This window comes from Cupriavidus sp. FW305-3-2-15-C-LB2, from assembly GCF_058787575.1.
In genome coordinates, this window is sequence record NZ_JBYSZW010000005.1 from 92,119 (window position 1) to 116,103 (window position 23,985).

Consider the following 23,985-nt stretch of genomic DNA (forward strand, 5'->3'; position numbering starts at 1 on the left):
CCACTTCGCTGCCGGTGCCGACGACAGCCGGCACCGGCAGCGAAGTGGGCCGGGGCGCGGTCCTGATTCTGGACGATGGCCGCAAAGTCGGCGTGATCTCGCCGTTTGTCGTGCCCAAGGTGGCGATCTGCGATCCGACGCTGACGCTGGGCCTGCCGCCGATAATGACGGCGGCGACCGGCATGGACGCCATCGCGCACTGCATCGAGACCTTCCTGTCGCCCGCATTCAATCCACCGGCGGATGGTATCGCGCTCGACGGGTTGTGGCGCGCATGGCGTCACATCGAGCGCGTGATGCATCAGCCCGACGACCGTGCGGGCCGCCTGAACATGATGAGCGCGTCGATGCAGGGCGCGCTGGCGTTCCAGAAGGGGCTTGGGTGCGTGCACAGCCTGAGCCATTCGCTCGGCGGGATGAATCCGCGCCTGCATCATGGCACGCTGAATGCGATTTTTCTGCCAGCGGTGATCGACTTCAACAAGGATGCCCCGTCAGTGCGCGACGAGGACAAGCTCAACCGCATGGCGAAGGCGATGGACCTCGGTAGCGGTGCCGGCGTGGCGCCGTCAGTACGGGCAATGACCGAGCGGCTCGGCTTGCCGACGGGACTCGCTCAATTGGGCGTCACGCGGGAAATGTTCCCGGACATCATCAGGGGGGCCCTCAAGGACCATAGCCACAAGACCAATCCGCGCGTGGCTTCCGAAAGCGATTACAGCGCAATGCTCGAGGCATCCATGTAAGACGCCGCGCGCGATACAGATACAGGAAGGGCCGCGACGGCTAATTAACTTTTCCGGCCCGGCGGCGGCTTGCCGCCGGGCCGGCCATCGTTGGAATCGAGGAGCAAGGCAGATGGATCTGAATATCAAGGGCCGCTGGGCGCTGGTCTGCGCGGCAAGCAAGGGACTTGGCAAGGGATGCGCGCAAGCGCTCGTTGCCGAGGGCGTGAACGTCGTCATCACGGCGCGCGGCAGCGAGGCCCTCGGAGCGACCGCTCAGGCGTTGCGGCAGCTCAATCCGGCTGTCACGGTGACGGCCGTGGCCGGCGACATCACGACAAGCGCGGGCCGCGCTGCGGCGCTCGCGGCCGCGCCGCGATTCGACATACTCGTCAATAACGCGGGCGGCCCGCCGCCGGGAGACTTCCGCGACTGGTCGCGCGAAGACTGGATTGCCGCGCTCGACGCCAACATGCTGACGGCGATCGAACTGATCAAGGCGACCGTCGACGGTATGGCCGAACGCGGCTTCGGGCGCGTCGTCAACATCACGTCCGGGGCCGTGAAGGCGCCGATCGACGTGCTGGGGCTGTCGAACGGTGCGCGCTCGGGCCTGACCGGTTTCATCGCTGGAATCGCCCGGCAGAAGCGCATCGCGGAACGCAACGTGACAATCAACAATCTGCTGCCCGGGCTGTTCGACACCGACCGCCTGCGCCAATCGACGGATGCCGCGGCGAAGGCGCAAGGCAAGAGCTACGACGCGGCGCTGGAGGCAAAGCGGCAACTCATTCCGGCCGGGCGTTTCGGATCGCCCGAAGAGTTCGGCGCGTTCTGCGCTCTCCTATGCAGTGCGCACGCCGGCTATTTCACGGGCCAGAACGTCCTGCTTGACGGCGGTGCCTATCCTGGCACCTTCTGATTCGCTCCGTCAGCTGCTGCGACGAACGGGGTGAGGCTTCAACAGGTTGTTGGTTGATGCACCTCCAAAACTGCGTCATTTGCAGCGCAATTCACGTGAACCAAATCTCCGCCAGAAGCCCGCAGAAGTCCTGGGAGTCGAAGTTCGTGATCCTCACCTTCGACCTCGCGATCAGCATCATGTGGGGCGAGCCGCGCCCTCTAGCCAAGTTCACCCCGATCTACAGGAGGTACTACGGCATGACCGACATGAAGAAGCTTGCGGACGCAGCCCGCCCCATTGCGCCGTGATGAAGTCCGTTCCCCTTTCTCTACGAGCCCGGCGCTTCTTGCCGGATGACGGCTATGCCGGCACGCTGGTGGCGCGCGTCTGGCGCCCCGCTGTCCAGGGGCCGTCCGTGGTGACCCTGCGCGAAGAAGGCGTCTTCGACGTCAGTGCCGAATTCCCCACCATGGCCACGAGGATGGAGCAGCCCGAGCCGGCGCACAGCGTGCAACAGGCCCCAGGCCAGCGAATCGGCAGCCTGGAGGATATCCTGGCCAACAGCGACGAGTCGCAGCGCGACGCCGGCAAGCCGTTCTTCCTGGCGCCCTGCGACCTGCAGGTGATTAAGGCGGCGGGCGTCACCTTCGCCACCAGCCTGATCGAGCGGCTGATCGAAGAGCAGGCCGATGGCGCCCCGGCTAAGGCCGAGGAAGTGCGCGCCCGCGTGGTCGCCCAGATCGGCACCGACCTGGCCGCGCTCAAGCCGGGCAGCGAGCAGGCCATGCGGCTGAAAACACTTCTGGAGGAACAGGGCCTGTGGTCCCAGTACCTGGAGGTGGGCATCGGCCCCGATGCCGAGATGTTCTCCAAGGCGCCGGTGCTCTCGTCGGTGGGCACCGGCGCCGACATCGGCATCCGCAGCGACTCCTCTTGGAACAACCCGGAGCCCGAAGTGGTGCTGGCATCGACAGTCGCGGCCGCATCGTGGGCGCCACGCTGGGCAACGACGTCAACCTGCGCGACCTGGAAGGCCGCAGCGCCCTGCTGCTGTCCACGGCCAAGGACAACAACGCCTCCTGCGCCATCGGCCCCTTCATGCGCCTGTTCGACGCCAGCTTTGGCGCCTGGCTGACGTGCGCCAGGAGAGGATCGACCTGCGCGTGGACGGACCCGAGGGCTTTGTGCTGGAAGGCGTGAACTCCATGGCGTTCATCAGCCGCGAGCCGCAGGACATCGTCGACCAGGCAATCGCCGCGCACCAATAGGCGGCGCCCTGGACCTTCGGCCTGCGCGCCCTGATCGCCAATCTGGCACGGTGCGGGCTGCTGGCGACAGGCAAGCTCTGATGGACGCGTCCACCTCCGGCCGGACGCCGTGGAGGGTGGATGCCCGCGCCACAGTGCCGGCCGGCGCGATCCTGTTTGCACCGAATCACATTAAATAAATCAACCAAAGGAGATAAGACAATGATCCATTGCTTCCAACGCCGCCTTCTCGGACTGTTCTGCGCCGCGGCGCTGCCCGTGGCGGCCTTTGCACAGGCCGCCTACCCGACCAAGCCGGTCGAACTGGTCGTGCCCTACTCGGCCGGCGGCGGCACCGACGTGCTGGGCCGCGCCTTCGCACTGGCCGCGAGCAAGCATTTTGCGCAGCCGCTGATCGTAATGAACAAGCCGGGCGCCTCCGGCGCGATCGGCTGGGCCGATGTCCTGACCAGCAAAGAACCCGGTTATAAGATGGCGCTGCTGGCGACCGACCTCATGACCCAGCCGAACATGGGGTTCACGAAGATCACCTACCAGGATTTCACGCCGATCGCGCGCCTGAACTACGACCCGGCGGCAATCACGGTGCGCGCCGATGCGCCCTGGAAGACAGTGGAGGAGTTCATCGCGGCCGCCAAGAAGAGCGACTTCCGCATCGGCAACTCCGGCAACGGCTCAACCTGGCACCTGGCTGCGGCGGCGATCGAGAACAAGACCGGCGTGCGCTTCAACCACATCCCCTTCGCCGGTGCGAGCCCTGCCGCACTGGCGCTGTTGGGCGGCCACATCGAGGCCATCACCGTCAGCGCGGCCGAAGTCTACAACTATGTCGCTGGCGGCAAGCTGCGCGTGCTGGGCGTGATGTCGGACCAGCGCATCAAGGGCTTCGAGAGCGTGCCCACGCTGAAGGAGCGCGGCCTGGACATCCAGATCGGCACCTGGCGCGGCTTGGGGGTGCCCAAGGGCACGCCGCCGGCGATCGTGTCCGCCTTGCGCACGATGACTGCGCAGGCCGTGCAGGAGCCCAGCCTGCGCGAAGCGCTGGACAAGCAGAACATGGGCTATGCGTACGCCGATGGCGACGCGTTCGGCGCGGTAATGGCCCACGACCATGCGTTCTACAAGGAGCTGGTCCAAAAGCTGAAGCTGAAGAGTCTATAAATGGTGTATCCCGCTCCCGCCACGGTGTTGGTCGATGGCGACCGGTGGGCCGCAGCAGGCATGCCCTGCAATTGCTCGCACCCTACCTGGTCCAGAGACGTACCGGCCATTTCGTTGGTAATCAGGTAGCCGACCTGAATGCGGCGGGCGCGACCACTCCAAAGCGGGAAAGGGCCGGGCGGCACCCTGCCCCGGCCCTTTCCCGCTATGCCCTGCCGAACCCCAATGCTTTCTCGCGCAATGCCTGCCGGAACGCAGCGGGAATTTCCGCCCTGGCAAGCGCCAGATTCCCGGCGATGCACTCCGGCCGGCTGGCGCCCGGGATGACCGCGGCCACGCCCGGATGCGCCAGCGAGGACTACAGGGCGGCGTTTCGCAGGTACGGAAATACGCATGTTTTTTTTCCTCTTCGCCCGAGCCATTTCAGGCATCGGTGCCACTCAGCGCCGTCAACGGTCCCTGCATCCGGTAGAAGGTCATGTCGGCGGCAGTGAAGAACGCCATGGACCGGCCGTTGACGAAATCGTCGATATGCACCACGGTCGCACCGTTGGCCTCCTGCCATGAGATGGCATACACACCCTCCGAGACCTGCTGCCACTGGCAGCGCGCCTCGCCAGTGGCCCCGGCGTAGGGGCCGGCGACGATGGCGTAGCGGATCGACTCGCCATCTTCGGAATAGATGTTGTGTGCAGACAGGCCGTCGTAGTCGACGCGGAAGCTGCGGCCGGCGAAGAGCGGCTTTTGGGGAGTGTTCGTGTTCATCGGATGGCCACCGGATTGATGTTGACTTGTGTGGAACCCACGTACAGCGGCTGACCGAGTACGAACAGGAACTCCCACGCCTTGTCGCGCACGAGTGCGCGGCTGTCGATCAGTTCCAGGTTGTAGATGCCGCGCCTGGCGAGCATGTACTGGTTGATCGGAAACTCTTCCTTGCTGTGCGGGTTCGGGTAGACCTCAGACGCCCAGGTGTCGCCGCCGAAGGCCACAATGCCCTGGTTGGCCAGCCACTGCGCGGCTTCCATGCCGATGCCCGGCTCTGCTTCCAGGAACTGCTGGTTGTCCTTGCCGACCAGTTCCAGCCAGCCGGTGTTGAACAGCACCACGTCGCCCTTCCGGAGGGTGAGGCCTTCCCTCTTCAGCACTGCCTGGATGTCGGCGACGGTGAACTCGGTACCGCCCGGGACGATCGCCTTGCCATAGTGCGCGGTCATGTCGAGTACCACGCCGCGCGTGACGATCGGCGGCACCTTCTCGACCCCGAGTTTCTTCACGCCGTCGACGGTGACGAAATCCTCCGCCTTGTTCCCGTTGTAGTAGACATTGTCGATGCCAATGTGGCCGATGCCGTTGAGCTGCGTGCCGACACCCGTCCAGGCATTCACGAGTTCATCGTTGAAGGTGAACTTGTTGGGCCCCAGCGACTTTCCACCCTGCTGGCCCACCTGCACGTTGTAGAGCCGGAAGCTACGGTGGCGGAACGCGGGCAGCTCCTTGTGCACGGGCACGGCCAGCGGATATGTCTTGCCAGACTTCACCAGCGTGACGGCCTGCCTGACCACATCGGGGGTCAGCAGGTTCGCCGCGCCGATTTCGTCGTTCGGACCATAGGCGGACGGATACCAGTCCGCTGCGGAGGCAGCGTGCATGGCAAGCGGCAGCATGGCGGCCAGCGCAAGTTTCGCGAAAGTCGTCTTCATCATCGATCTCCGGGTCCCGTTCAGGCTGCGGCTTCGGCCAGCGTTGGGTAGTCGGTCAGGCCTTGCGCACCGCCACCGAAGAGCGTGCCGCGGTCATGCTGCGCGAGCGGCGCGCTAACGCGTAGGCGCTCGGGCAGGTCCGGGTTCGCGACAAACGGACGGCCAAAGGCGACCAGGTCGGCCCAGCCCGCCGAAATCGCTTCGCGCGCGCGTTCCGCGGTGTACTTGCCCGCATAGATCAGCACGCCGGGGAATGCTTCGCGCAGCTTGCGCTTGAATGCCGCCGGCATCAGCGGCGCATCGTCCCAGTCCGCTTCCGCGACGTGGAGGTAGCCGACGCCGAGTTCACCGAGCAGCCTGGCCGCGGCAAGGTACGTGGTTTCGGGATCGTCGTCGACGCAGCCGTTCAGCGTGGTCAGCGGCGCGAGACGGATGCCGACGCGCGACGCGTCGCCCGTGCCTGCGATCAGCGCCTGCGCGACTTCACCAAGGAAACGCAAGCGGTTTTCCAGCGACCCGCCGTATGCGTCCGTGCGCGTGTTGGCATTCGAGTCGATGAACTGGTTCACGAGGTAGCCGTTCGCGCCGTGCAGCTCGACGCCGTCAAAGCCCGCATCGATGGCGTTGCGCGCGCCGGCGCGGTACTGGTCCACGACTTCGCGGATCTCGTCGGCGGTCAGCGCGCGCGGCGCGGAGGCCTGGACGAAGCCGGGCGTGCTGCCGTCCTCGCCGGCGATGAACACGTTCACGCCCTGCGCCTGGATCGGCGACGACGACACGGGCTGTTGCCCGCCAAGCAGGCTCGCGTGGCTCAGCCGGCCCACGTGCCAGAGCTGCGCGAAGATGTGGCCGCCCACCGAGTGCACGGCATCGGTCACCTTGCGCCATCCGGCCACCTGCGCCGGCGTGTGGATGCCGGGAGTCCATGCATAGCCCTTGCCGAGCGGCGCGATGTAGGTGCCTTCGCTGACGATCAGGCCGGCGCCCGCGCGCTGCGCGTAGTACGCGGCCATCAGCTCGTTGGCCTCGTCGCCGGGCTGGCTGGCGCGCGAGCGCGTCATCGGTGGCATTACGACGCGGTTCGGCAGCGTCAGCCCGCCGAGTTGAAGCGATTGGAACAGCGGATCCTGGGTCATGGTGCGTGTCCTGTCGGATCCGCGGCCTGCTGGCCGCGGAGGGATCGATGAAAGACGGGTCGAAAAAGAGTCGAAAAAGGGTCGCTGCGCGTTCAGTCCCATTGCGGCGCGAGGCCGTCGGGGCTGACTTCGCGGCCGTTGCGCTCGAGCGCGGCGATCTGCGCCATGTCTTCGTCGCTCAGGCGCAGCGTCTGCGCGAGCAGGTTGCTGGCGAGGTTCTCGCGCTTGGTGGACGACGGGATCACCGACAAGCCGAGATGCAGCGCCCAGGCCAGCACGACCTGGGCCGGCGTCGCCTGGTGCCGCTGCGCGATCGCGCCGATCACCGGGTCACCGAGCACCTTGCCATACGCCAGCGTCATGTACGACGTGACGTGGATACCCTCGCGCTGCAGGAAGTCAACCAGCTTGCGGCCCTGCAGATAGGGGCTCAGCTCGATCTGGTTCGTCGCGATCGCGTCCTTGCCGACCGCGGCGATCGCCTGCTTTGTCAGTTCGATGTTGAAGTTCGAGATGCCGATCTGCTGCGTCAGGCCTTTCTCCTTCGCCTCGGCGAGCGCGGTCATGTAGGCCTCGAGCGGCACGCCGTTGCCGGGGGCCGGCCAGTGGATCAGGGTCAGGTCGACGTAGTCCGTGCGCAGCTTCGCCAGGCTTTCCTCGAGGCTGGGCACGAGCTTGTCCTTGGCGTAGTTGTCGACCCAGATCTTCGTCGTCAGGAAAAGGTCGTCGCGGTGCACGCCGGAAGCGGCGATCGCCTCGCCCACTTCCGCTTCGTTGCCGTAGATCTGGGCAGTGTCGATCGCCCGGTAGCCGAGTTCGAGGCCGTTGCGGACCGAGTCGATGACAACCTGGCCTTGCAGGCGGAACGTGCCGAGGCCGAAAGCGGGGATATTGCGCATGGTGTGCTCCTTGGAAGGGACCGGTTTGATCTGGAGGAGATTCTGCCGGCGGAAACTGATGAAATAAACGCCGTTACTGGACAAAAATATTTGATTTCAAATCAAGTATTGATGCCGCCCGGAACGGGCTTTAAATCCGTTCAAGGGCGCCGTTCAGAGGGCGCGCAGGCTGCCTTCCAGCCGGTAGAAGTCCAGCGACGGCGCGGTGAAGAACGAACGCGAAGTGCCGGCGGCAAAGTCGTCGAGGTGGACGACCGTGGCCCGGTCGGCTTCCTGCCATGAGATCGCATAGATCTCGCCGGCAACGTGCTGCCACGTGTAGGCGACTTCGCCCGTGGCACCGGCGAAATCGCCTTCGGTGATCTCGTAGCGCATGTGGATGCCGTCTTCGGCATAGGCGTTGATCGCGGTCAGCCCGGCGTAGCGGACTTCGAACGTCTTGCCGGCAAACGGTGGGCGATGGGTCGGTGCGTTCATGGACGGTTTCCTGCGAAGGCGTGAAATTAGGAAGCGATGGGCCATCAGTGTGCCCGCTTTACTATTGCCAAAAAAGTGGTCTATAAACCAAACTGTCTTGATTTCAGATCAACAATGAACATCACGCTCGACGAACCCCAGGCGTTTGCGACGGTGGTTGACACCGGCTCGATCACCGCCGCCGCGCAGCAGCTGGACCTGACCGTGTCGGCCACCAGCCGCACGCTCGCGCGGCTCAGGAAAAGCTGAAGACCACGCTGCTTCGCCGGACCACGCGCCGCCTCGAATTGACCGAGGAAGGCCGGGCATTCCTGCAGAACGCGCGGGCAATCATCGACTCGGTCGAAAGCGCCGAAGAACAGATGCTGGCGCGGCGCGAGAAGCCGTATGGACGCCTGCGGGTCGACGCCGCGACGCCGTTCATGCTGCACGTGATCGTTGCCGCTCGTGCGCGGCTATCGCGAGCGCTATCGGCAGGTGGAACTGGAGATGAACAGCAATGAAGGCATCATCGACCTGCTCGAGCGGCGCACCGACGTGGCGATCCGGATCGACCGCCTGAAGGATTCGACGCTGCACAGCCGGCTGATCGGCAACAGCCGGGTGCGCATTCTCGCCACCCCCGCCTATCTCGACACACATGGCCAGCCGCGCAAGGCCGAGGACCTTGGCAGGCATGCCCTGCTCGGCTTCAACCAGCCCGAGTCGCTGAACGTGTGACCGGTACTTGGCGCGGACGGCGAACCGTACCGGATCGCGCCGGCCCTGTGGTTGTCGAGCGGAGAGACGCTCAGGCAACTTGCGCTCGACGGGGCAGGCATCGTCTGCCTGTCGGATTTCATGACCGCGCAGGATCGCGAGTCCGGGCGCCTGGTGCAGGTCCTTGCGCGCCACACGCAGGACGTGCGGCAGCCGGTGCATGCGGTCTACTACCGCAACACGGCAATCTCGTCACGGATCGCGTCGTTCGTCGAGTATCTGATCGAGGTGCTCGGCAGCAGGAGCCCCGCGCGCGGGGCGGCGACGTGGACGGATCGGTGATATCGCGGAATCTCAGGACTGCCGCGCGGCTTCGATCTCCTCCATCAGGATCGGGATGGCCATATTGCAGGAGTGAATACCCATCACGGTGGTGAGTTGCAGCACCTCGAGAATTTCTTCCCGCGTGGCGCCATGCCGGATGGCATTGCGCATATGCCTGCGCGCGCCGGGGGCATACAAGTGGGTGGTCGCCGCGTTGATGGCGACCATGATCAGCTCCTTGACCTTCGGGGGCAGCGGGCCCTTGCGGTGCGGCACGCTGCGGAACGCCAGATAGGCTTCCATGAACTCAGGGTCAAGTTCGCGCATCTGGTCCCACAGGACGTTCCAGTCACCCCGCGCGATATGCTCCTCGCACAACGGGGTCGGAATACGCTCGGTTTCGGTCATGCCGCGTCTCCTACCAGTGATTTGCCTGGGCCAGCAACAGCTCCGACGCCCGCTCGCCGATCATCATGGCCGGCGCATTGGTATTGGATGAGGCGATCGTTGGCATCACCGAGGCGTCGGCGACACGCAGGCCCGCGATGCCATGCACGCGCAGCCGGGAATCGACCACGGAGCTGTCGGGCGTCCCCATGCGGCAGGTGCCGACCGTATGCCATGCGGTCTGCCCGATCTGCCTGGCGTAGTCGAGCAGTTCCTCGTCGCTCGTGACGGCCGGTCCGGGCCGGTTCTCCTCGATGACGATGTCGCGCATCGTCGGCTGATCGGCGACCTCGCGGATCAGGCGCAGCATGTTGACGGTGGTGCGCCGGTCCCGCTCGTCCGCGAAGTAGTTGGGCTGGATCGCCGGCGCCGCGGTCGGATCGGCCGACATGCAGTGGATGTTGCCGCGCGAGAACGGATACAGCATGAAGCCGCCCACGGAGAAGCCCGACCACCGGTCCATGCCGGCGATCTTGCTGCGGGAGTAACGGTCCGCGCCGCTGATGTGGTAGATGCGGATCATCACATCCGGATGCATCGCCTGCGGCGAGGACCGCGTGATGGCGTGCGCCGTGGAAGACGTTCCCGCAAGCAGTCCCTTGCGCTGCAGCAGGTACTTGAGTCCCGCGCGCATCTTGTGCCACGGGCTGTTCATCAGGTCATTGATGGTTTCCGGAATACGCGTCCGGTAGGTACAGCGGACCTGCAGATGGTCGGACATATTCTCGCCCACCGCTGGCAAATCGCACCGGACCGGAATGCCCAGCTTTTCCAGATGGGCGCGCTGGCCGATGCCCGACAACTCCAGGATCTGCGGCGACTGGATCGCGCCCGCGCTCACGACTACCTCGCAGCGCGCATTGGTTACGTGGCGGCGGCCTTGCCAGGTGTACTCGACCCCGGTGCAACGCCCGCCTTCGACGATCACGCGGCTGACTACCGCGTGCGTACGGATCACGAGGTTGCTGCGCCGCTGCGCGTCCTTCAGGTAACCCACGGCGGCACTCCAGCGGCGGCCGTTGTAGGCGGTCTGCTCAAGATAGCGCACGCCTTCGTAGCTGACCGCGTTGTAGTCCAGCGTCTCGCGGATGCCCTGGCTCTTACAGGCGGCGATCCATGCATCGGAGATCTGGTCGGGCTCGCGCACGGCGCGGTCCGTGATGCGGATCGGCCCGTCCCTGCCCCGCAGCGGATTGGCGCTGTACTCGGTCGACTCGAGCTTTCTGAAGTACGGCAGCACGTCGCTGGCGCTCCAGCCGGTGACGCCCTGGCTGGCCCAGCTGTCGTACTCGGCCGGATCGCCCCAGACGTAGGCCATGCCATTCAGTGCGCTGGAACCGCCCAAAACCTTGCCGCGCGGCCAGTAGATGTTCTGGCCTTGCATGTACTGCTGCGGCTCGGTCTGGAAGCGCCATGCGTAGGTGTCGTTCGTCAGCAGTTTGCCCACCCCCAGCGGGATATGGATCCACACATGGTTGTCCTTGCCGCCGCCCTCCAGCAGCAGCACGCGGTGCTTGCCGCTTTCCGTCAGCCGCGCGGCGACCACGCAGCCGGCCGAGCCGGCCCCGACCACGATGAAATCGAAATCCTCGCGGCTCATTTCGCACCCGTAGCACGATGCTTGAAGGAATCGCGCCGGAAGCTGTAGAGCGCGTTCGGATCGACCTGCACGTCGACGATGGCGGGCTGGCCGCAGGCGACGGCATCCGCGACGGTTCGCGCCAGGTCCGCGGCGCGGTCGACGCGGAATCCTTTCGCCCCCCAAAGCTCGGCCAGTTTGTCATACGGCGGGTTGGGCACGTCCGCGCCAAGGTAACGTTTGCCGAAGAAGTCGCGCTGATAAGCCTTTTCCGCGCCCCAGCAGCCGTTGTTCATGACGATGCAGACCGTGTTGATGCCGTTCGCCACGGCCGTGCCGATCTCGCTGCTGGTCATGCCAAAGCCGCCGTCGCCCATCAGGCTGACCACCGTGCGGCCCGGGTGAGCGAGCTTCACGCCGAGGCCGCATGCATATGAGAATCCCACCAGTCCGAAGTCGAGCGGCGTGAACAGCGCGGGTGGCTGGAAATAGTTGAGCTGGTCGGTAGCCTGCAGGCACAGGGTGCCCGCGTCCATCGTGAACATGGCGTCCTGTGGCAGCACATCGCGCAAGGTCTTGAACAGAAAGCCGGGCTGCAGCGGATCCTGCGCGGTGCCGGCTTCGATGTCGCGTGTTTCCAGCAACGCGCGGCGGCGCTCGGCAAACCCGGTCGTCCAGGCCGCAACGTCGGCGCCCGGCTGGTGACCTCGCAGGGCGTTTGCAATGTCGTCGGCTGCCGTGCCGGCATCGCCGAGGATTCCCTCCTCCACGGGGAAGAAGCGGCCAATCGCGGTCGGCTCGACCTCGACCTGGATAATGGCGGCCGCCGCGTTGATATTCTCCGCTGAATAGAACGTCGTGTTGAATCCCAGGCGCGTGCCGAGCGCCAGGATGACATCAGCCTGGCGCGCGAGATCGGACGCGACCACGTTGCCGCGCGGGCCCATCTGGCCTGCATAGAGCGGATGCGAACACGGGATGGCATCGCCATGACCCGGCGACATCGCTACGGGAGCATTCAGCAATTCGGCCAGCTTGAGCACGCTCGCGGCGTGGCGGCCATTCTTGACGCCGCCACCGGCAACGATCAACGGCTTTTTGGCCCCGCGCAGCCATTGTGCGGCACGCTCCGTCACGCCCCTCGGCGCACCGAAGGCGCCGTCAAACTGGCGGCCATCCGGCGCATAGGCAGTGGCGCCAGACTCGATGGTTTCGGCCAACAGGTCGCGCGGCAGGTTCAGCAGCACCGGACCCCGGCGCGGGCTCAGGGCCGTGCGGAAGGCCTCGCGCATCATCTCGGCAATGCGCGAGGACTGCGTCAGGGTCCAGGTCTTCTTGGTCACCGGGCGGAACAGCGCCTGCTGGTCCACCTCCTGAAAAGCATCGCGGTAGATGTGGGCGGAAGACAGCGAACCGGCAAGCGCCACCACGGGTGAATAAGCGGCGTACGCCTGCGCCAGGCCAGTCACCAGATTGGTGGCACCGGGGCCATTCTGGCCAGCGAGGAATACGCCGGCCTGTCCGGACGCGCGGGCAAAGCCGTCCGCCATATGCACGCCGGTCCTTTCATCGCGCACTCCGATGAAGCGAATCGAATCGGCATCGTATAGCGCGTCGAAGATCTCCATGCCGGCGGAGCCGATCAAGCCGAATACATGCGAGGTGCCTTCGATCCGGAGGGATTCGACAACGGCCTGGCCGCCAGTGATTGCGCTCATGTAAAGGGTCTCCTTGTTTATTCAACCTTGGCGCCGCTCGATTTGACGATGCGGTCCATTTTCTTGATATCCGCCTTGATGAAGCGGTCGAAATCGGCAAGCGTGAGCTGCTGCGTGACCAGGCCCTGCGAGAGGAGCTTTTCACGGACGTCGGGAAGGTCGGACACCGCCCGCATTTCGCCGGCAAGCATTTCCATCACCGGCTTCGGCGCTTTCGACGACATGACCAGCGCGTACCAGATGCTGTAGTCGAACCTGGCAATGCCGAGCTCCTGCACCGTCGGCACGTCCGGCAGCATCGGCGAGCGCTCGGAGCTGGTCACGGCAAGCGCGCGCAGCTGGCCCGAACGCGTGAACGGCAGCGCGAGCGCGACCGGCGGGAAGGCGGCGTCGAGCCGGCCGCCGACCACTTCCGCGACGGCTTCCTGCACGCCCTTGTAGGGGACATGCAGCATCTTGATGCCGGCTTCCTGGTTGAAATATTCCCCAGCCAGATGCGTGGCCGCACCGACCCCGGCGGAGCCGTAGCTCATGCTCTCCGGCTTGCGCTTGGCCATGGCAATGAACTGCGGCAAGGTCTTGGCCGGGTGGTTGGCATTGACGACGATCACCGAGGGTGACGAGGCGAGCAAGGCAAGGCCTGAGAAATCGTGCAGCGTGTCGTATGGCAGGTTGTTCTGCAGCGCCGGATTGACCGCATGCGCCGATGAGACGAACAGGATCGAAGACCCGTCCGCAGGCGCCTTCAACACCATTTGGGACGCCACCACACCGCCCGCCCCGGGGCGGTTCTCCACCAGGACAGGCTGGCCGAGCCTGGGCGTCAGCTTTTCGGCATAGATGCGGGCAATGATGTCGGTCAGTGCGCCGGCAGAAAAAGGCACGATGATCCGGACAGGCTTGGCGGGCAGCAGCTTGGTGTCAGGCTGCGCCGCCGCGATGGTTGCGCCGAGCGCGCAGAGCAGCGCGACCGCAACAGCTCGGGTTCGCTGAAGCATCATGGACGTTGTCTCCGGTGTTGTCATTTCAAATGTCGACATTTGAACTTTAGCAAACGCGCATCGCGTGCGCAAGGAAGATCAGGACGCTGTCACTGTGACTGGAAACGCCGCCGGCGAAGGACTGGATTCGAGCCTGGCGAACTCTGCCATCGCCGCGTCGCGGTTTTCCAGCGCCAGCTTGCGGTGTGCCGCACCGGCGGCCTCGCCGTCTCCGGCAATGATGGCGTCGACAATCTGCCGCCACATCGCCATCGACGCGGCGCGCCGCTCGGGCGTCGTCAGTCCCATGCGGATATAGCGGCCGATGCGCTGGGCGAAGTCGGCGACATATGCCGCCAGCACCACATTACCGGACATGTCCATGATGTAGGCCACCAGCTCACCACTCAGCGTGGCATAGCGGGACAGGTCATCGATGACCGCTGCCATTTGGTCAAGCGACCTGTGCAGCACAGGAATGTGCTCGGGCGTGCAGCGCCCGGCGGCAAGCGCCGAGCCCGTGGCCAGCAGCGAGGCGCGCACTTCATACAGATCGTTCAGTTCCTGTGCCGACAACTGAGTGACGTGCGCGCCCCGTTGCGGCTGGATCTTCACCAGTCCCCGCTGCTCCAGCAGGCGCAGCGCCTCGCGAATCGTTGCCCGGCTGACGCCGAATGCCTCGGCCAGCTCGACTTCACGCAGCCGCGTGCCTGGCGAGAAACTGCCAGTCATGATCGATTGCACCAATTGCTCCGCGATCTGCAGCGGCAAGGTCTGCAGCAGTTGCGGCTCGAATTTGGTTTGCATAGCCCCGATGATCAAATGTCGAATGTCGACATTGTCGCAGGAATTGCCGCGTTCAGGCGCGTTCGTTCCACTCCATGACACTGGGCTTCACACCTGTACACCTGGCGTCGGATGGTCAATCAGCGTGCTTCAGCAGCGCCAGCGCCTGCTCATGCAGTGCAGGGGTCGACGCCGCCACAATACGGCCCGAAAAATCCATGTCGATTGGATGCCCGTCCCAGTCGGTCACAACGCCGCCCGCGTTTTCTATCACGGGCACAAGCGCCATCACGTCGTAAGTCTTTAGACTGGCTTCAACCACCAGGTCGCAATGCCCCGATGCGAGCAGCCCGTACGCATAGCAATCCGTACCAAATCTGCGCATGCCGACCTTGCGACTGAGCGCAGCGAACGCTTCCGCATCCGGGCCGGAAAACATGTCCGGCGATGTGGCAAAGAGTCGAGCCTCTCCTATCGACGTGCATGAACTCACGCGCGCTTCAGTTCCGTTCAGCGTGGTTCGCCCGGAATGTCCGATCCAGCGCTCGCCGAGCGCAGGCATTTCCAGGACGCCCAGAACCGGCTTGCCGTGATTGAGAAGGGCAATCAGGGAACCGAACAGCGGCACACCGCAGACGAAGCTCTTGGTGCCGTCAATGGGATCGATTACCCAGCTCAGCCCCGCTTCAATCGAGCCGCCATGCTCCTCGCCGAATACGCCGTGCCCTGGGTAGCGGCTTGCGATCATGGATCGCAATTCCGACTCAATCTCCCTGTCGGCCTGGGTGACGGGGCTGGCGTCCGATTTGGTCGAGACTGCCACGCCAGATCGAAAGTAGTGTCTTGCCTTTGACCGCGCGGCGTTAGCCAGCTCCTCAGCCAATGCAATCAGCTCTTGAAGCGAATCAGTGTCCACCTTTTCACCCATAAGATTAGATTATGAAAAGCATAATATCATCAGTGATTGTCTAATGCTGCGGTGAATTCTATGCTCCGACGCACTGCTCGACGCATGTCGCGAAAGCCGGGCAACAAGGAGATCGTCAACATGGAATACCACCTCAAATCCCCTGCCATCCAATATGGTGCCGCCGAGACCTCGTCGCCGCAGGTACGGCAAGTCGTGGAAGACGCGCTGCGCGGCATTCGGAGCCGCGGCGACGCGGCAGTGCGCGATCTGTCCGTGAAATTCGATAAGTGGGACCCGGCGTCGTTCCGTCTGACGCCCGAGCAGATTGAAGCTGCCATCGCCCAACTGCCAGCGCAAACCCTGGCCGATATTCGCCAGGCCCAGGCCAACGTGCAGCGCTTCGCCCAACTCCAGCGCGCGTCCATCACGGATTTCGAATCCGAGGTCCAGCCTGGCATCGTGCTCGGACAGAAAAACATCCCAATCAACTCGGTCGGGGCGTATATCCCCGGCGGGCGCTATCCGCTGCTGGCGTCGGCACACATGATTATCACGACGGCCAAAGTTGCGGGGGTCAAGCGCGTCATCGCCTGCACGCCGCCGAATCTCGGTGAAATTCCTTATGCCTCCGTGGCCGCCGCACATTACGCCGGTGCCGATGAAATCTATCTGTTGGGCGGGGTGCAAGCCGTTGGCGCCATGGCCATTGGTACGGAAACGATGCAGCGCGTCGACATGCTCGCAGGCCCGGGCAACGCCTACGTGGCGGAAGCGAAACGCCAGCTTTTCGGTGAAGTCGGAATCGATTTGTTCGCGGGCCCCACCGAGGTGCTCATCATCGCGGACGAATCCGCGGATCCGTTCATCGTCGCCACGGATCTGATCAGCCAGGCCGAGCACGGTCCCGATTCACCGGCAGTGCTGGTCACGACGTCGCGGGCTTTGGGCGAGGTCGTACTCAAGGAAATGGATGCCCAGATGTCAAACCTGGTGACGCGAGAGGTGGCCCAGGCCGCATGGCGCGATTTCGGTGAGATCATCATTACGGACACCATCGAAGAGGCCTTTGCCGTATCCGATCGCTACGGCAGCGAGCACGTCCAGGTGCTGACCAGGACCCCCCGGTACGCGCTCGAAAAGCTGACAACCTATGGCGCTCTGTTCATGGGGGAGAATACCTGCGTGTCCTTCGGCGACAAGGTCATCGGTACCAATCACGTTCTGCCGACCCGCCTCGCCAGCCGTTACACCGGCGGGCTTTGGGTGGGGAAGTTCCTGAAGACAGTGACGTACCAGGAAATCGCTTCGCTGGAAGCAAGCGCCGCAATGGGGGAGCTGTGCGCGCGCGCATCACGTGCCGAGAATTTCGAAGGGCATGCGCGATCGGGGGACGTGCGTGTTGCCCGTGCCAAAGGCACCAGGCCTGACTGGGCGGTGAAAACCGGCGCGTGAGAAGCGCGATCTCAATCGGCAGAAGTTCGACCCTTCACTGACAAGCTCCGAGCATTGCCCGCCATTGGCAGGGCAATGCTTGCTTCCTTTCGGCGGTCCCGGCTTCTCAAGCTGGCTCTCACGCAACGGCGCCGCGCCGCGCGTGAGACAATGCGCAAATCCTTGTACCTTCCATAAGGTTTACTTGTGACACTTGTGCAGCTTGAGGCATTTATCCGGGCCGCTCGCCTTGGCACGTTCAGTGCCGCGGCCGCTGAAATGGGCATCAGCCAGCCTGGCGTTTCCGACCTGGTGGGGCGTCTGGAGGCTGAGCTCAGTACGAAACTCTTCTATCGCGCAAACAAGCAACTCGTGCTTACCGTGGCGGGGGAGCAGCTTCTGCCATTTGCGGAGCAATCCACGGTGTCAGCCGAGCAAGGTGAACGAGCCGTCAAAGCTATGATGTCGCTCGGCGGGGGAACCGCGACCTTCGGGTTGTTGCGCAATGCGGACTTCTATCTCAGTACCAACCTGGCAAAGCAGTTCCACGCCCTTTATCCAAATGTACGCATCCGGCTGATCGGCCAGAACAGCGCGGAGACGGCCACTGATGTGGCCTCAGGTTACCTGGAGGCAGGTCTTGTCACGCTCCCGGTCGACGATACCGATCTGGATGTCGTGCCCCTCGTTCGCGACGAAGTCTGCTTCGTGAGTGCAGATACGGAACACTGCGCAAAACCCGTTTCGATCCAGGATCTGAGCGAAGCCCGGCTCGTCTTCTATGACGCGCACTATGCCGACACCGACCCCGCCAGGCGCCAGATCATCGACCGTGCAAGGGTCGCTGGCATTCGCATCTCGCCGATGATCGAGGTGGAATACCTGACGTCCGCCCTGGCGCTTGTCAGCGAGGGGATCGGAGACACGATTGCCTGCCGTGCCGCCATCGCAAGCGATCGCTTTCCGCCATCGCTGTTCCACGTCTCTTTCAAAGAACCCCTTTACGATACGCTCGCGCTGGTCAAGCGCAGAGGTCAATTGCTGTCTCCGGCGACGCGCGAGATGGCGCGACTGGCACACGACGCGCTGATGGCTTATCAGCGTTCCGCAAAAGGCACCGCGGAAATCCTGCCCACCGCGTCGGCGACGGACTCCTTTTTCTTCTGACTTTCTTCCTTCTCATGGACAGGACAGCCTGCATCGCAGGCTGTCCTGAATACCGTCGATCCGAACGCTTCGGCGGCACGCTTTTTCGCCCCTCCCTTTCCTCCTCATCGCCATAGTCGCCCTGGCCCTGTTTGCAGAGCGCTACAGCTGTTCCCATCGTCAATCCATGACCTCGTGCACCGACAAGTGCGTGCGCAGGCATTTGTGCAAAGCGCGAATCACAGGAATAGCACTGCTCACGGGTAAACGCTCATAAGAAGATCTTTGACTTCGATTTCTGACATGTCTACGATGCCTGTGACATGTCAGTAACCGTTGTCATGAATAACAGCAGAGCCTACGGAGTCGTTCATGGTCACCCCTACCCAAAACCCTGAAGTCAGTACGCCGCGCCGTCGTGTACTGCGGCAACTTGCCATGGCTGGCACCGCCAGCCTGGCATTCCCTTTCATCAACAAAGGTGCGCTTGCTGCCGACAAGCGGATCGTAGTCCGTGATCCGGGCGGCCCCTACTCGGAAGCCTTTGCGGAGGCGTTCTATCGCCCGTTCAAGGCAGCGACTGGCATCGAAGTGGTTCCGGTGGTTGCGCAATCGGACCCCACCGCGATGATCAAGGGAATGGTTGAGGCAAAGAACTTTGCCTGGGACATGGCGTTGCTGAATCGCCAGTCTCAGGAAGTCCTGACGGATCCTTCCACGGGCGTGTTCCTGGAAGAGGTTCGCGTCAATGCCCCGGAGATTCCGGCCAGGTACAACAGCCCGTACATGATCGCCACGCTGGTTCTGCAGACGGTGCTTGCGGTCCGCACCGATAAGTTCAAGGACCGGCCGCTGCCGAATTCCTGGGCTGACTTCTGGGACATCAAGAATTTCCCTGGCCGCCGCGCGTTGCGTCGCGCGCCGCAAGACACGCTCGAAGAAGCTTTCCTCGGCGGTGGCGGGGCGGCCGCTTCCCTGTATCCGATTGATGCGAAGGCTGCATTCGCCAGCCTTGACCGGATCAAGAAGAACGTCAACGTCTGGTGGACCAGTGGCGCCCAGACTTCCCAGATCCTGAAGAGCGGTGAGGTGGACATTTGCCCCACCTGGAATGCCCGGGCACAGGCGGCCATCGATGAAGGGGCGCCGGTGAAGATCATCTGGAATCAGGGTCTCTGGAGCACGGAAGGATTCTGCATTCTGAAAGGCACGCCAAAGGCCGACATCTGCCGCGAGTTCATCAAGTTCACGTGCGATGCAAAGCGCCAGGCAACGTACACGAAGATTCTGACTTACGGTCCCTCCAATCCGGACGCGTACAAGTTTATCGATCCGGTCCGGGCGAAAGCGCTGCCCACCCATCCCGACAACATTTCCAGGGCCATCCAGATCGACGCGAAATACTGGGGCAAGAGCAAGGACAAGCTGACGGAATCGTTCAATACCTGGTTGCTGGCCTGAGCAGAAGACGGTGGAAGGAAATGGAAGTCATGAATAGAAATATGCTTGAGCATCGTTCCGCAGTCGGCGGCATAGCGCGCGTGGCACGGATGAGCGAGCCGGTCATCCAAGGCGGCCAGAGCAGTGAAAAGCTCCGGATCGCCGGCCTGTCCAAGCGCTATGGCGAGACGTTCGCCCTGACCGCCACTGACCTGGTTGTGCAGCAAGGCGAATTCGTCACGCTGCTTGGCCCGTCGGGTTCGGGAAAAACGACGCTGCTGATGATGATTGCGGGGCTGACCCAGCCAACGAGCGGCGAAATCTGGATCGAGAAGAAGGACGCTACCTTCTCGCCGCCTCATCGCCGTGACATCGGCATGATGTTCCAGAGTTACGCGCTGTTCCCGCATATGACCGTGGCGGAGAACATCGGCTTTCCCCTGCGCATGCGCGGCATGAGTGCGGAGCAGATCCGGCAGGAAGTCGACGCCATCCTCGACCTGATCAAGCTTCCCGGCATCCATGGCCGCTTTCCGACCCAGCTCTCCGGTGGCCAGCAGCAACGAGTTGCGCTGGCGCGGGCGATTGTCCACAAGCCGTCGATCGTGCTGATGGATGAACCGCTGGCCGCGCTCGACAAAGCCCTGCGCTCCCATATGCAGACCGAGATTCGTCAACTGCAGAAGGCGCTGGGTATCACCGTTCTTTACGTCACCCATGACCAGGAAGAGGCGATGACGATGTCGGATCGCATCTGCCTGATGAACAATGCGGCGATCGAGCAAATCGGCTCGCCGGAAGACCTCTATTTCTCCCCGCGCACATTGTTTGCCGGCCAATTCCTGGGGGATTCGAATTGCGTCCGCGGCAAGCTCTCTGGCATCGACGCGGCCTCTGGCACGGGGACGCTGAGCCTCCCCTGCGGTATGACGCTTCGCGGGCGCGTCGCGGACTCTGCAAAGGTTGGCGCCTCGGCAGTTCTACTGGTCCGACCCGAATCCATCCGGGTCGGCGCTGACAAGGCCGATGCCAATGTCAACCAGATCCCGTGTGCCATTGAGGAATGCACGGTGATGGGTTCGCTTTCCCGCACGCGCATGAAGCTGGACGACGGTTCGACGATGGTTTCGGTTGGCCTGACCCAAGCCACAAAGCCGATAACGGGGGGCAGGAGCCAGATTGCATTCGACGCGCCAACCGCCATCATCTTCGGAGAGAAGCATGTCTAGCGCGGCCACCTTCCGTGGGCGCTGGACCGGCCCGGCCCTGGTCGCCCCCACACTGATCTTCCTGCTGGCTACGGTCTTCGTTCCCGTTGTGCTTTTGCTGAGCGCGTCATTGTTTGGCAATGACGGCTTCTCGTCCACCTCGTTCACGCGGCTGGTGCGCACGCCTGTCTACACCCAGGTGCTCATCCAGAGTCTCTATCTGTCGGCCGCCGCGGCAACCATTGCCGTTATCGCCGGCTTCCCCGTGGCCGCGGCCATCACGCGGGCGACACCCGGCTGGCGTCAATGGCTTTGGCTTGGCGTACTGCTCCCGTTCTGGACGAGCTTTCTGGTTCGCACCATTGCCTGGATCGTGATTCTTGGCCGGACCGGCGTGGTGAACAGCTCCCTCGTAAACATGGGGGTGATCAGCGAACCGATGGAGCTTCTGTATACAAACTTCAGCGTCGTCGTTGGCCTGGTTCACGTATTGCTGCCTCTCGCCATCCTGACCATGCTGCCGGTGTTCGAATCCATCGACAGACGGCTCCTTTCAGCCGCGCACACGCTCGGCGCGCAGCCAGGGGTGACATTCTTCACGGTCTACTTGCCGTTGAGCGCCCCCGGGGTGACTGCCGCATGGCTCTCGACCTTCATTTCCGCACTGGGTTTCTTTATTACACCGGCGCTGCTTGGCTCCCCCAAACAAACCATGATGGCCCAGCTCATCATCCAGCAAGTGCAGGAAATGCTCGATTGGGGCCTGGCAGCTGCACTAGCCGTCGTTACATTGCTGGCAACGCTCATCATCTACTGGCTCTATGACAAACTGGTAGGCCTGTCGACAATGACGGGCGACACATCGAATACCAAGGCCGGCAACCGCTCTGGCACGGGGTTCATTCGCAATGCCGCCTTCAGCGCATGCTGGGTTGCGGGCAAGGCTGTAGACCGGTTCATCGGACCCGCCGTCTCGCGTCGCCCGAAGGCCGATGGGGCGCAGGGCATCTCCAGGCCAATCGCGGTCGGCATCATCGTTGCCCTGAGCCTTCCGGTGCTGCTGTTGATTCCAGAGTCCTTCACCACGAGCGCCTTCATCGACTGGCCGCCCCAAGGATTCACGCTTCACTGGTACGAGGAGATCTTCGCGTCGCCGCTCTGGACCTCGGCAATCCAGCGCTCCCTGGGAGTCGCCGTGGGCACGGCGATTCTGGCAAGCGTCATCGGCATTCCGGCGGCGTTCGCCTTTGCCCAACAGAAGCTTCCGCTGCGCTCGCTGGTTCTCGGTGCAATCCTGGCGCCGATGATCCTGCCTCGCATCATCGTTGCCCTGGGCCTTTTCTACGTGCTTTCCCGTATCGGCTGGCTGGGCTCGTCGCTTGCCCTGGTTATCGGGCACACGGCACTGGCGGTTCCGTATGTGGTCATCACGGTATCGGCGGCACTGCGTTCCTATGACCGCCGGCTGGATGCGGCGGCCAGTATCTCCGGTGCCAATACGCTAACAAGGCTCCGGCTGATTACCCTTCCCATTATTGCGCCGGGAATCCTGTCCGCATTCATCTTTGCATTCGTCACCTCGTTTGACGACCTGACCCTGGCGCTGTTTGTCAGTGGCGGGATGTTTACGACGCTGCCGAAGCAGATGTGGGACGACGCCCTCCTGAAGGTCAGCCCGACCCTGGCGGCGGTATCCGTCCTGCTCTTTGCCGCCATCCTGATGGTGATGGCGATCTCCTACCTCCTTCGCCGCAAGTCGGCCAAACTCGCGAGCGCAGCATGACGAGCGATCCTGTACAAGACGATGTGGTCGTCATCGGCGCGGGCATCATCGGCGCAACCGCTGCCTACAACCTGGTTCAGCAAGGTCGGCGCGTGACCATCATTGACCGGCAGGCGCCTGGATATGGCTGCTCGTTCGGCAATGCCGGCGGACTGAGCCCGGGCATCAGCTTCCCGCTCGCCATGCCGGGCATCTACCGGCACATTCCGGAGTGGCTGGTGAATCCCGCGAGTCCGGTGACGGTATTGTGGAAGCACCTGCCGGCTGCGCTGCCCTGGCTGTTGAAGTTCCTGCACGAGGCAACCCCCGCCAGGTCACGCGTTGCAGCCGAAGGCGTGCGCAAGATGATGCGAAACTCCCTCGACGACTATGCGCCGATCATCGCGTTCGCCGGCGCGGAAGACCTGGTCCACCACGTGGGTCAGCTCTATCTTTACAGCACCGACGAGGGCTTTCAGGATGAGCAGCGTGCGCTGCGCACCCGGACCGAGCTCGGGATCGAACAGCGCGTCCTGAGCGCTCGGGAACTGAGGGAGTATGAGCCAGCCCTGTCGGACATCTTCAGGCATGCTATCTACTTCCCAGGCCACGGCCACTGCTCCAATCCACAGCAGTTCGTGGAGCGCATCGTCAGGGCATGCGTCAACAAGGGGGGCGCCCGGCTTGTCCAGCAAGATGTGATTGACCTCCGGCCAGGCAGCCATGGCGTTCGCGTACGCACCAGCGGCGGCGAACGTCTCGCCGGACAGGTTGTGATTGCGGCCGGCATCCATTCCAAGTCTCTGGTCCAGCCGCTCGGCTGGCGGGTTCCCCTGGAAAGTCACCGCGGATATCACCTGCAAGTGAGTGACACCGGCGTAGGTGTCTCGCGCAACGTCATGTGGGCAGAGCGGAAGACGCTCGTGACACCGATCAATGACGGCTTGCGTGTTGCCGGAACGGCCGAGATTGGCGGATTGCATGCCGCGCCGACCCGGAGCCGCTTTGATCAGCTCCTGGCAACGCTGCGGGAGGTTTACCCGGATGCCAGGACCGAGGATCGGAAGGAATGGATGGGCCACCGGCCTTGCACCCCTGATTCGCTCCCCGTCCTTGGCCCGCTGCCAGGCAACGAACGTATTATCTGTGCCTTTGGCCATGGCCACATCGGATTGACTGCCGCGTCGTTCACGGGGCGCGCGGTTGCACTCGCGGCGGCAAACAGCGTCATCAGTGAAACGTGGCGCGAGTTTTCCATCTCGCGCTTTGCGTAAGGAGCAGC

General features: G+C 63.5%; 21 protein-coding genes and 2 pseudogenes. 12 read left to right on the top strand and 11 right to left on the bottom strand.

Annotated elements, in window-relative coordinates; genetic code table 11:
* The 5 genes and pseudogenes from AC3WRR_RS06120 to AC3WRR_RS06140 form a co-directional block, all read left to right on the top strand.
* Positions 1-746: iron-containing alcohol dehydrogenase (locus AC3WRR_RS06120; protein WP_492296435.1), on the top strand; the 746-nt coding region annotated here is incomplete at its 5' end.
* Between the two features lie 112 nt (positions 747-858).
* A complete protein-coding gene (locus AC3WRR_RS06125; RefSeq protein ID WP_010811846.1) occupies positions 859-1,647 on the top strand; it encodes an SDR family oxidoreductase in 789 nt (262 codons plus the stop codon).
* 95 nt (positions 1,648-1,742) lie between these two features.
* The gene (locus AC3WRR_RS06130) at positions 1,743-1,937 is read left to right on the top strand and encodes a hypothetical protein (RefSeq protein ID WP_143010746.1); all 195 of its coding nucleotides are present in this window, start codon (positions 1,743-1,745) and stop codon (positions 1,935-1,937) included.
* Positions 1,937-2,894: pseudogene (locus AC3WRR_RS06135) on the top strand (fumarylacetoacetate hydrolase family protein); the annotation flags it as partial. The gene AC3WRR_RS06130 and the pseudogene AC3WRR_RS06135, both read left to right, overlap by 1 nt.
* A gap of 204 nt (positions 2,895-3,098) precedes the next feature.
* Positions 3,099-4,058: a tripartite tricarboxylate transporter substrate binding protein gene (locus tag AC3WRR_RS06140; protein WP_010811844.1), complete on the top strand. Its 960-nt coding sequence runs from the start codon at positions 3,099-3,101 to the stop codon at positions 4,056-4,058.
* A 423-nt stretch (positions 4,059-4,481) separates the two neighbouring features.
* Here AC3WRR_RS06140 and AC3WRR_RS06145 read toward each other — a convergent pair whose 3' ends face one another.
* The 5 genes from AC3WRR_RS06145 to AC3WRR_RS06165 form a co-directional block, all read right to left on the bottom strand.
* Positions 4,482-4,823 carry a MoaF-related domain-containing protein gene (locus AC3WRR_RS06145; protein WP_010811843.1) on the bottom strand — a complete coding sequence of 114 codons (342 nt, stop codon included), beginning with the start codon at positions 4,821-4,823 and terminating at the stop codon, positions 4,482-4,484.
* The gene (locus AC3WRR_RS06150; protein WP_058698409.1) at positions 4,820-5,761 is read right to left on the bottom strand and encodes a cyclase family protein; all 942 of its coding nucleotides are present in this window, start codon (positions 5,759-5,761) and stop codon (positions 4,820-4,822) included. Before AC3WRR_RS06150 ends, AC3WRR_RS06145 begins: the two co-directional genes overlap by 4 nt.
* Positions 5,762-5,781: 20 nt before the next feature.
* On the bottom strand, positions 5,782-6,897 hold the full coding sequence (locus tag AC3WRR_RS06155) for an alkene reductase (RefSeq protein ID WP_010811841.1): 1,116 nt from the start codon (positions 6,895-6,897) through the stop codon (positions 5,782-5,784).
* Between the two features lie 92 nt (positions 6,898-6,989).
* Positions 6,990-7,796, bottom strand: coding sequence for a 2,5-didehydrogluconate reductase DkgB (dkgB, locus tag AC3WRR_RS06160; RefSeq protein WP_010811840.1), 807 nt, complete (start codon positions 7,794-7,796; stop codon positions 6,990-6,992).
* A gap of 153 nt (positions 7,797-7,949) precedes the next feature.
* The gene (locus tag AC3WRR_RS06165; protein ID WP_058698407.1) at positions 7,950-8,273 is read right to left on the bottom strand and encodes a MoaF-related domain-containing protein; all 324 of its coding nucleotides are present in this window, start codon (positions 8,271-8,273) and stop codon (positions 7,950-7,952) included.
* 114 nt (positions 8,274-8,387) lie between these two features.
* Between AC3WRR_RS06165 and AC3WRR_RS06170 the strand changes: the two are divergent.
* A pseudogene (locus AC3WRR_RS06170) lies at positions 8,388-9,314 on the top strand (LysR substrate-binding domain-containing protein).
* 12 nt (positions 9,315-9,326) lie between these two features.
* Here AC3WRR_RS06170 and AC3WRR_RS06175 read toward each other — a convergent pair.
* From AC3WRR_RS06175 to hisN, 6 genes are all read right to left on the bottom strand, one after another.
* Positions 9,327-9,704, bottom strand: coding sequence for a carboxymuconolactone decarboxylase family protein (locus AC3WRR_RS06175; protein ID WP_010811836.1), 378 nt, complete (start codon positions 9,702-9,704; stop codon positions 9,327-9,329).
* Positions 9,705-9,714: 10 nt separating this feature from the next.
* Positions 9,715-11,343 (bottom strand): GMC family oxidoreductase, encoded by a 1,629-nt coding sequence (locus AC3WRR_RS06180; RefSeq protein ID WP_010811835.1) that lies wholly within the window; start codon positions 11,341-11,343, stop codon positions 9,715-9,717.
* On the bottom strand, positions 11,340-13,040 hold the full coding sequence (locus AC3WRR_RS06185) for a thiamine pyrophosphate-binding protein (RefSeq protein ID WP_492296439.1): 1,701 nt from the start codon (positions 13,038-13,040) through the stop codon (positions 11,340-11,342). The genes AC3WRR_RS06180 and AC3WRR_RS06185 overlap by 4 nt, the downstream gene beginning before the upstream one ends.
* A gap of 17 nt (positions 13,041-13,057) precedes the next feature.
* Complete coding sequence (locus tag AC3WRR_RS06190) at positions 13,058-14,080, bottom strand: tripartite tricarboxylate transporter substrate binding protein (RefSeq protein WP_439671720.1); 1,023 nt, start codon at positions 14,078-14,080, stop codon at positions 13,058-13,060.
* Positions 14,081-14,119: 39 nt separating this feature from the next.
* Complete coding sequence (locus AC3WRR_RS06195) at positions 14,120-14,827, bottom strand: GntR family transcriptional regulator (protein WP_439671719.1); 708 nt, start codon at positions 14,825-14,827, stop codon at positions 14,120-14,122.
* 115 nt (positions 14,828-14,942) lie between these two features.
* On the bottom strand, positions 14,943-15,734 hold the full coding sequence (gene hisN / locus AC3WRR_RS06200) for a histidinol-phosphatase (RefSeq protein ID WP_010811831.1): 792 nt from the start codon (positions 15,732-15,734) through the stop codon (positions 14,943-14,945).
* Between the two features lie 120 nt (positions 15,735-15,854).
* On the opposite strand from hisN, the gene hisD reads away from it, so the two are divergent.
* The 6 genes from hisD to AC3WRR_RS06230 all read left to right on the top strand — a co-directional run bounded on the left by hisD (position 15,855) and on the right by AC3WRR_RS06230 (position 23,977).
* Positions 15,855-17,168: a histidinol dehydrogenase gene (hisD, locus tag AC3WRR_RS06205; protein WP_492296442.1), complete on the top strand. Its 1,314-nt coding sequence runs from the start codon at positions 15,855-15,857 to the stop codon at positions 17,166-17,168.
* A 186-nt stretch (positions 17,169-17,354) separates the two neighbouring features.
* A complete protein-coding gene (locus tag AC3WRR_RS06210) occupies positions 17,355-18,314 on the top strand; it encodes a LysR family transcriptional regulator (RefSeq protein WP_010811829.1) in 960 nt (319 codons plus the stop codon).
* A 351-nt stretch (positions 18,315-18,665) separates the two neighbouring features.
* Positions 18,666-19,754, top strand: a complete 1,089-nt coding sequence (locus tag AC3WRR_RS06215; protein WP_037024414.1) for an ABC transporter substrate-binding protein — start codon at positions 18,666-18,668, stop codon at positions 19,752-19,754.
* A gap of 29 nt (positions 19,755-19,783) precedes the next feature.
* On the top strand, positions 19,784-20,962 hold the full coding sequence (locus AC3WRR_RS06220; RefSeq protein ID WP_439668877.1) for an ABC transporter ATP-binding protein: 1,179 nt from the start codon (positions 19,784-19,786) through the stop codon (positions 20,960-20,962).
* Positions 20,955-22,724, top strand: a complete 1,770-nt coding sequence (locus AC3WRR_RS06225) for an ABC transporter permease subunit (protein WP_058698406.1) — start codon at positions 20,955-20,957, stop codon at positions 22,722-22,724. Before AC3WRR_RS06220 ends, AC3WRR_RS06225 begins: the two co-directional genes overlap by 8 nt.
* Positions 22,721-23,977, top strand: a complete 1,257-nt coding sequence (locus AC3WRR_RS06230) for an NAD(P)/FAD-dependent oxidoreductase (protein WP_010811825.1) — start codon at positions 22,721-22,723, stop codon at positions 23,975-23,977. The genes AC3WRR_RS06225 and AC3WRR_RS06230 overlap by 4 nt, the downstream gene beginning before the upstream one ends.
* The last annotated feature ends 8 nt before the right edge of the window (positions 23,978-23,985 follow it).

Coding starts and splice junctions, on each gene's coding strand:
- AC3WRR_RS06125 (WP_010811846.1), top strand. CDS start 859: ATGGATCTGAATATCAAGGGCCGCTGGGCGCTGGTCTGCGCGGCAAGC.
- AC3WRR_RS06140 (WP_010811844.1), top strand. CDS start 3,099: ATGATCCATTGCTTCCAACGCCGCCTTCTCGGACTGTTCTGCGCCGCG.
- AC3WRR_RS06145 (WP_010811843.1), bottom strand. CDS start 4,823: ATGAACACGAACACTCCCCAAAAGCCGCTCTTCGCCGGCCGCAGCTTC.
- AC3WRR_RS06150 (WP_058698409.1), bottom strand. CDS start 5,761: ATGAAGACGACTTTCGCGAAACTTGCGCTGGCCGCCATGCTGCCGCTT.
- AC3WRR_RS06155 (WP_010811841.1), bottom strand. CDS start 6,897: ATGACCCAGGATCCGCTGTTCCAATCGCTTCAACTCGGCGGGCTGACG.
- dkgB (WP_010811840.1), bottom strand. CDS start 7,796: ATGCGCAATATCCCCGCTTTCGGCCTCGGCACGTTCCGCCTGCAAGGC.
- AC3WRR_RS06165 (WP_058698407.1), bottom strand. CDS start 8,273: ATGAACGCACCGACCCATCGCCCACCGTTTGCCGGCAAGACGTTCGAA.
- AC3WRR_RS06175 (WP_010811836.1), bottom strand. CDS start 9,704: ATGACCGAAACCGAGCGTATTCCGACCCCGTTGTGCGAGGAGCATATC.
- AC3WRR_RS06180 (WP_010811835.1), bottom strand. CDS start 11,343: ATGAGCCGCGAGGATTTCGATTTCATCGTGGTCGGGGCCGGCTCGGCC.
- AC3WRR_RS06185 (WP_492296439.1), bottom strand. CDS start 13,040: ATGAGCGCAATCACTGGCGGCCAGGCCGTTGTCGAATCCCTCCGGATC.
- AC3WRR_RS06190 (WP_439671720.1), bottom strand. CDS start 14,080: ATGTCGACATTTGAAATGACAACACCGGAGACAACGTCCATGATGCTT.
- AC3WRR_RS06195 (WP_439671719.1), bottom strand. CDS start 14,827: ATGCAAACCAAATTCGAGCCGCAACTGCTGCAGACCTTGCCGCTGCAG.
- hisN (WP_010811831.1), bottom strand. CDS start 15,734: ATGGGTGAAAAGGTGGACACTGATTCGCTTCAAGAGCTGATTGCATTG.
- hisD (WP_492296442.1), top strand. CDS start 15,855: ATGGAATACCACCTCAAATCCCCTGCCATCCAATATGGTGCCGCCGAG.
- AC3WRR_RS06215 (WP_037024414.1), top strand. CDS start 18,666: ATGGTCACCCCTACCCAAAACCCTGAAGTCAGTACGCCGCGCCGTCGT.
- AC3WRR_RS06220 (WP_439668877.1), top strand. CDS start 19,784: ATGAATAGAAATATGCTTGAGCATCGTTCCGCAGTCGGCGGCATAGCG.
- AC3WRR_RS06225 (WP_058698406.1), top strand. CDS start 20,955: ATGTCTAGCGCGGCCACCTTCCGTGGGCGCTGGACCGGCCCGGCCCTG.
- AC3WRR_RS06230 (WP_010811825.1), top strand. CDS start 22,721: ATGACGAGCGATCCTGTACAAGACGATGTGGTCGTCATCGGCGCGGGC.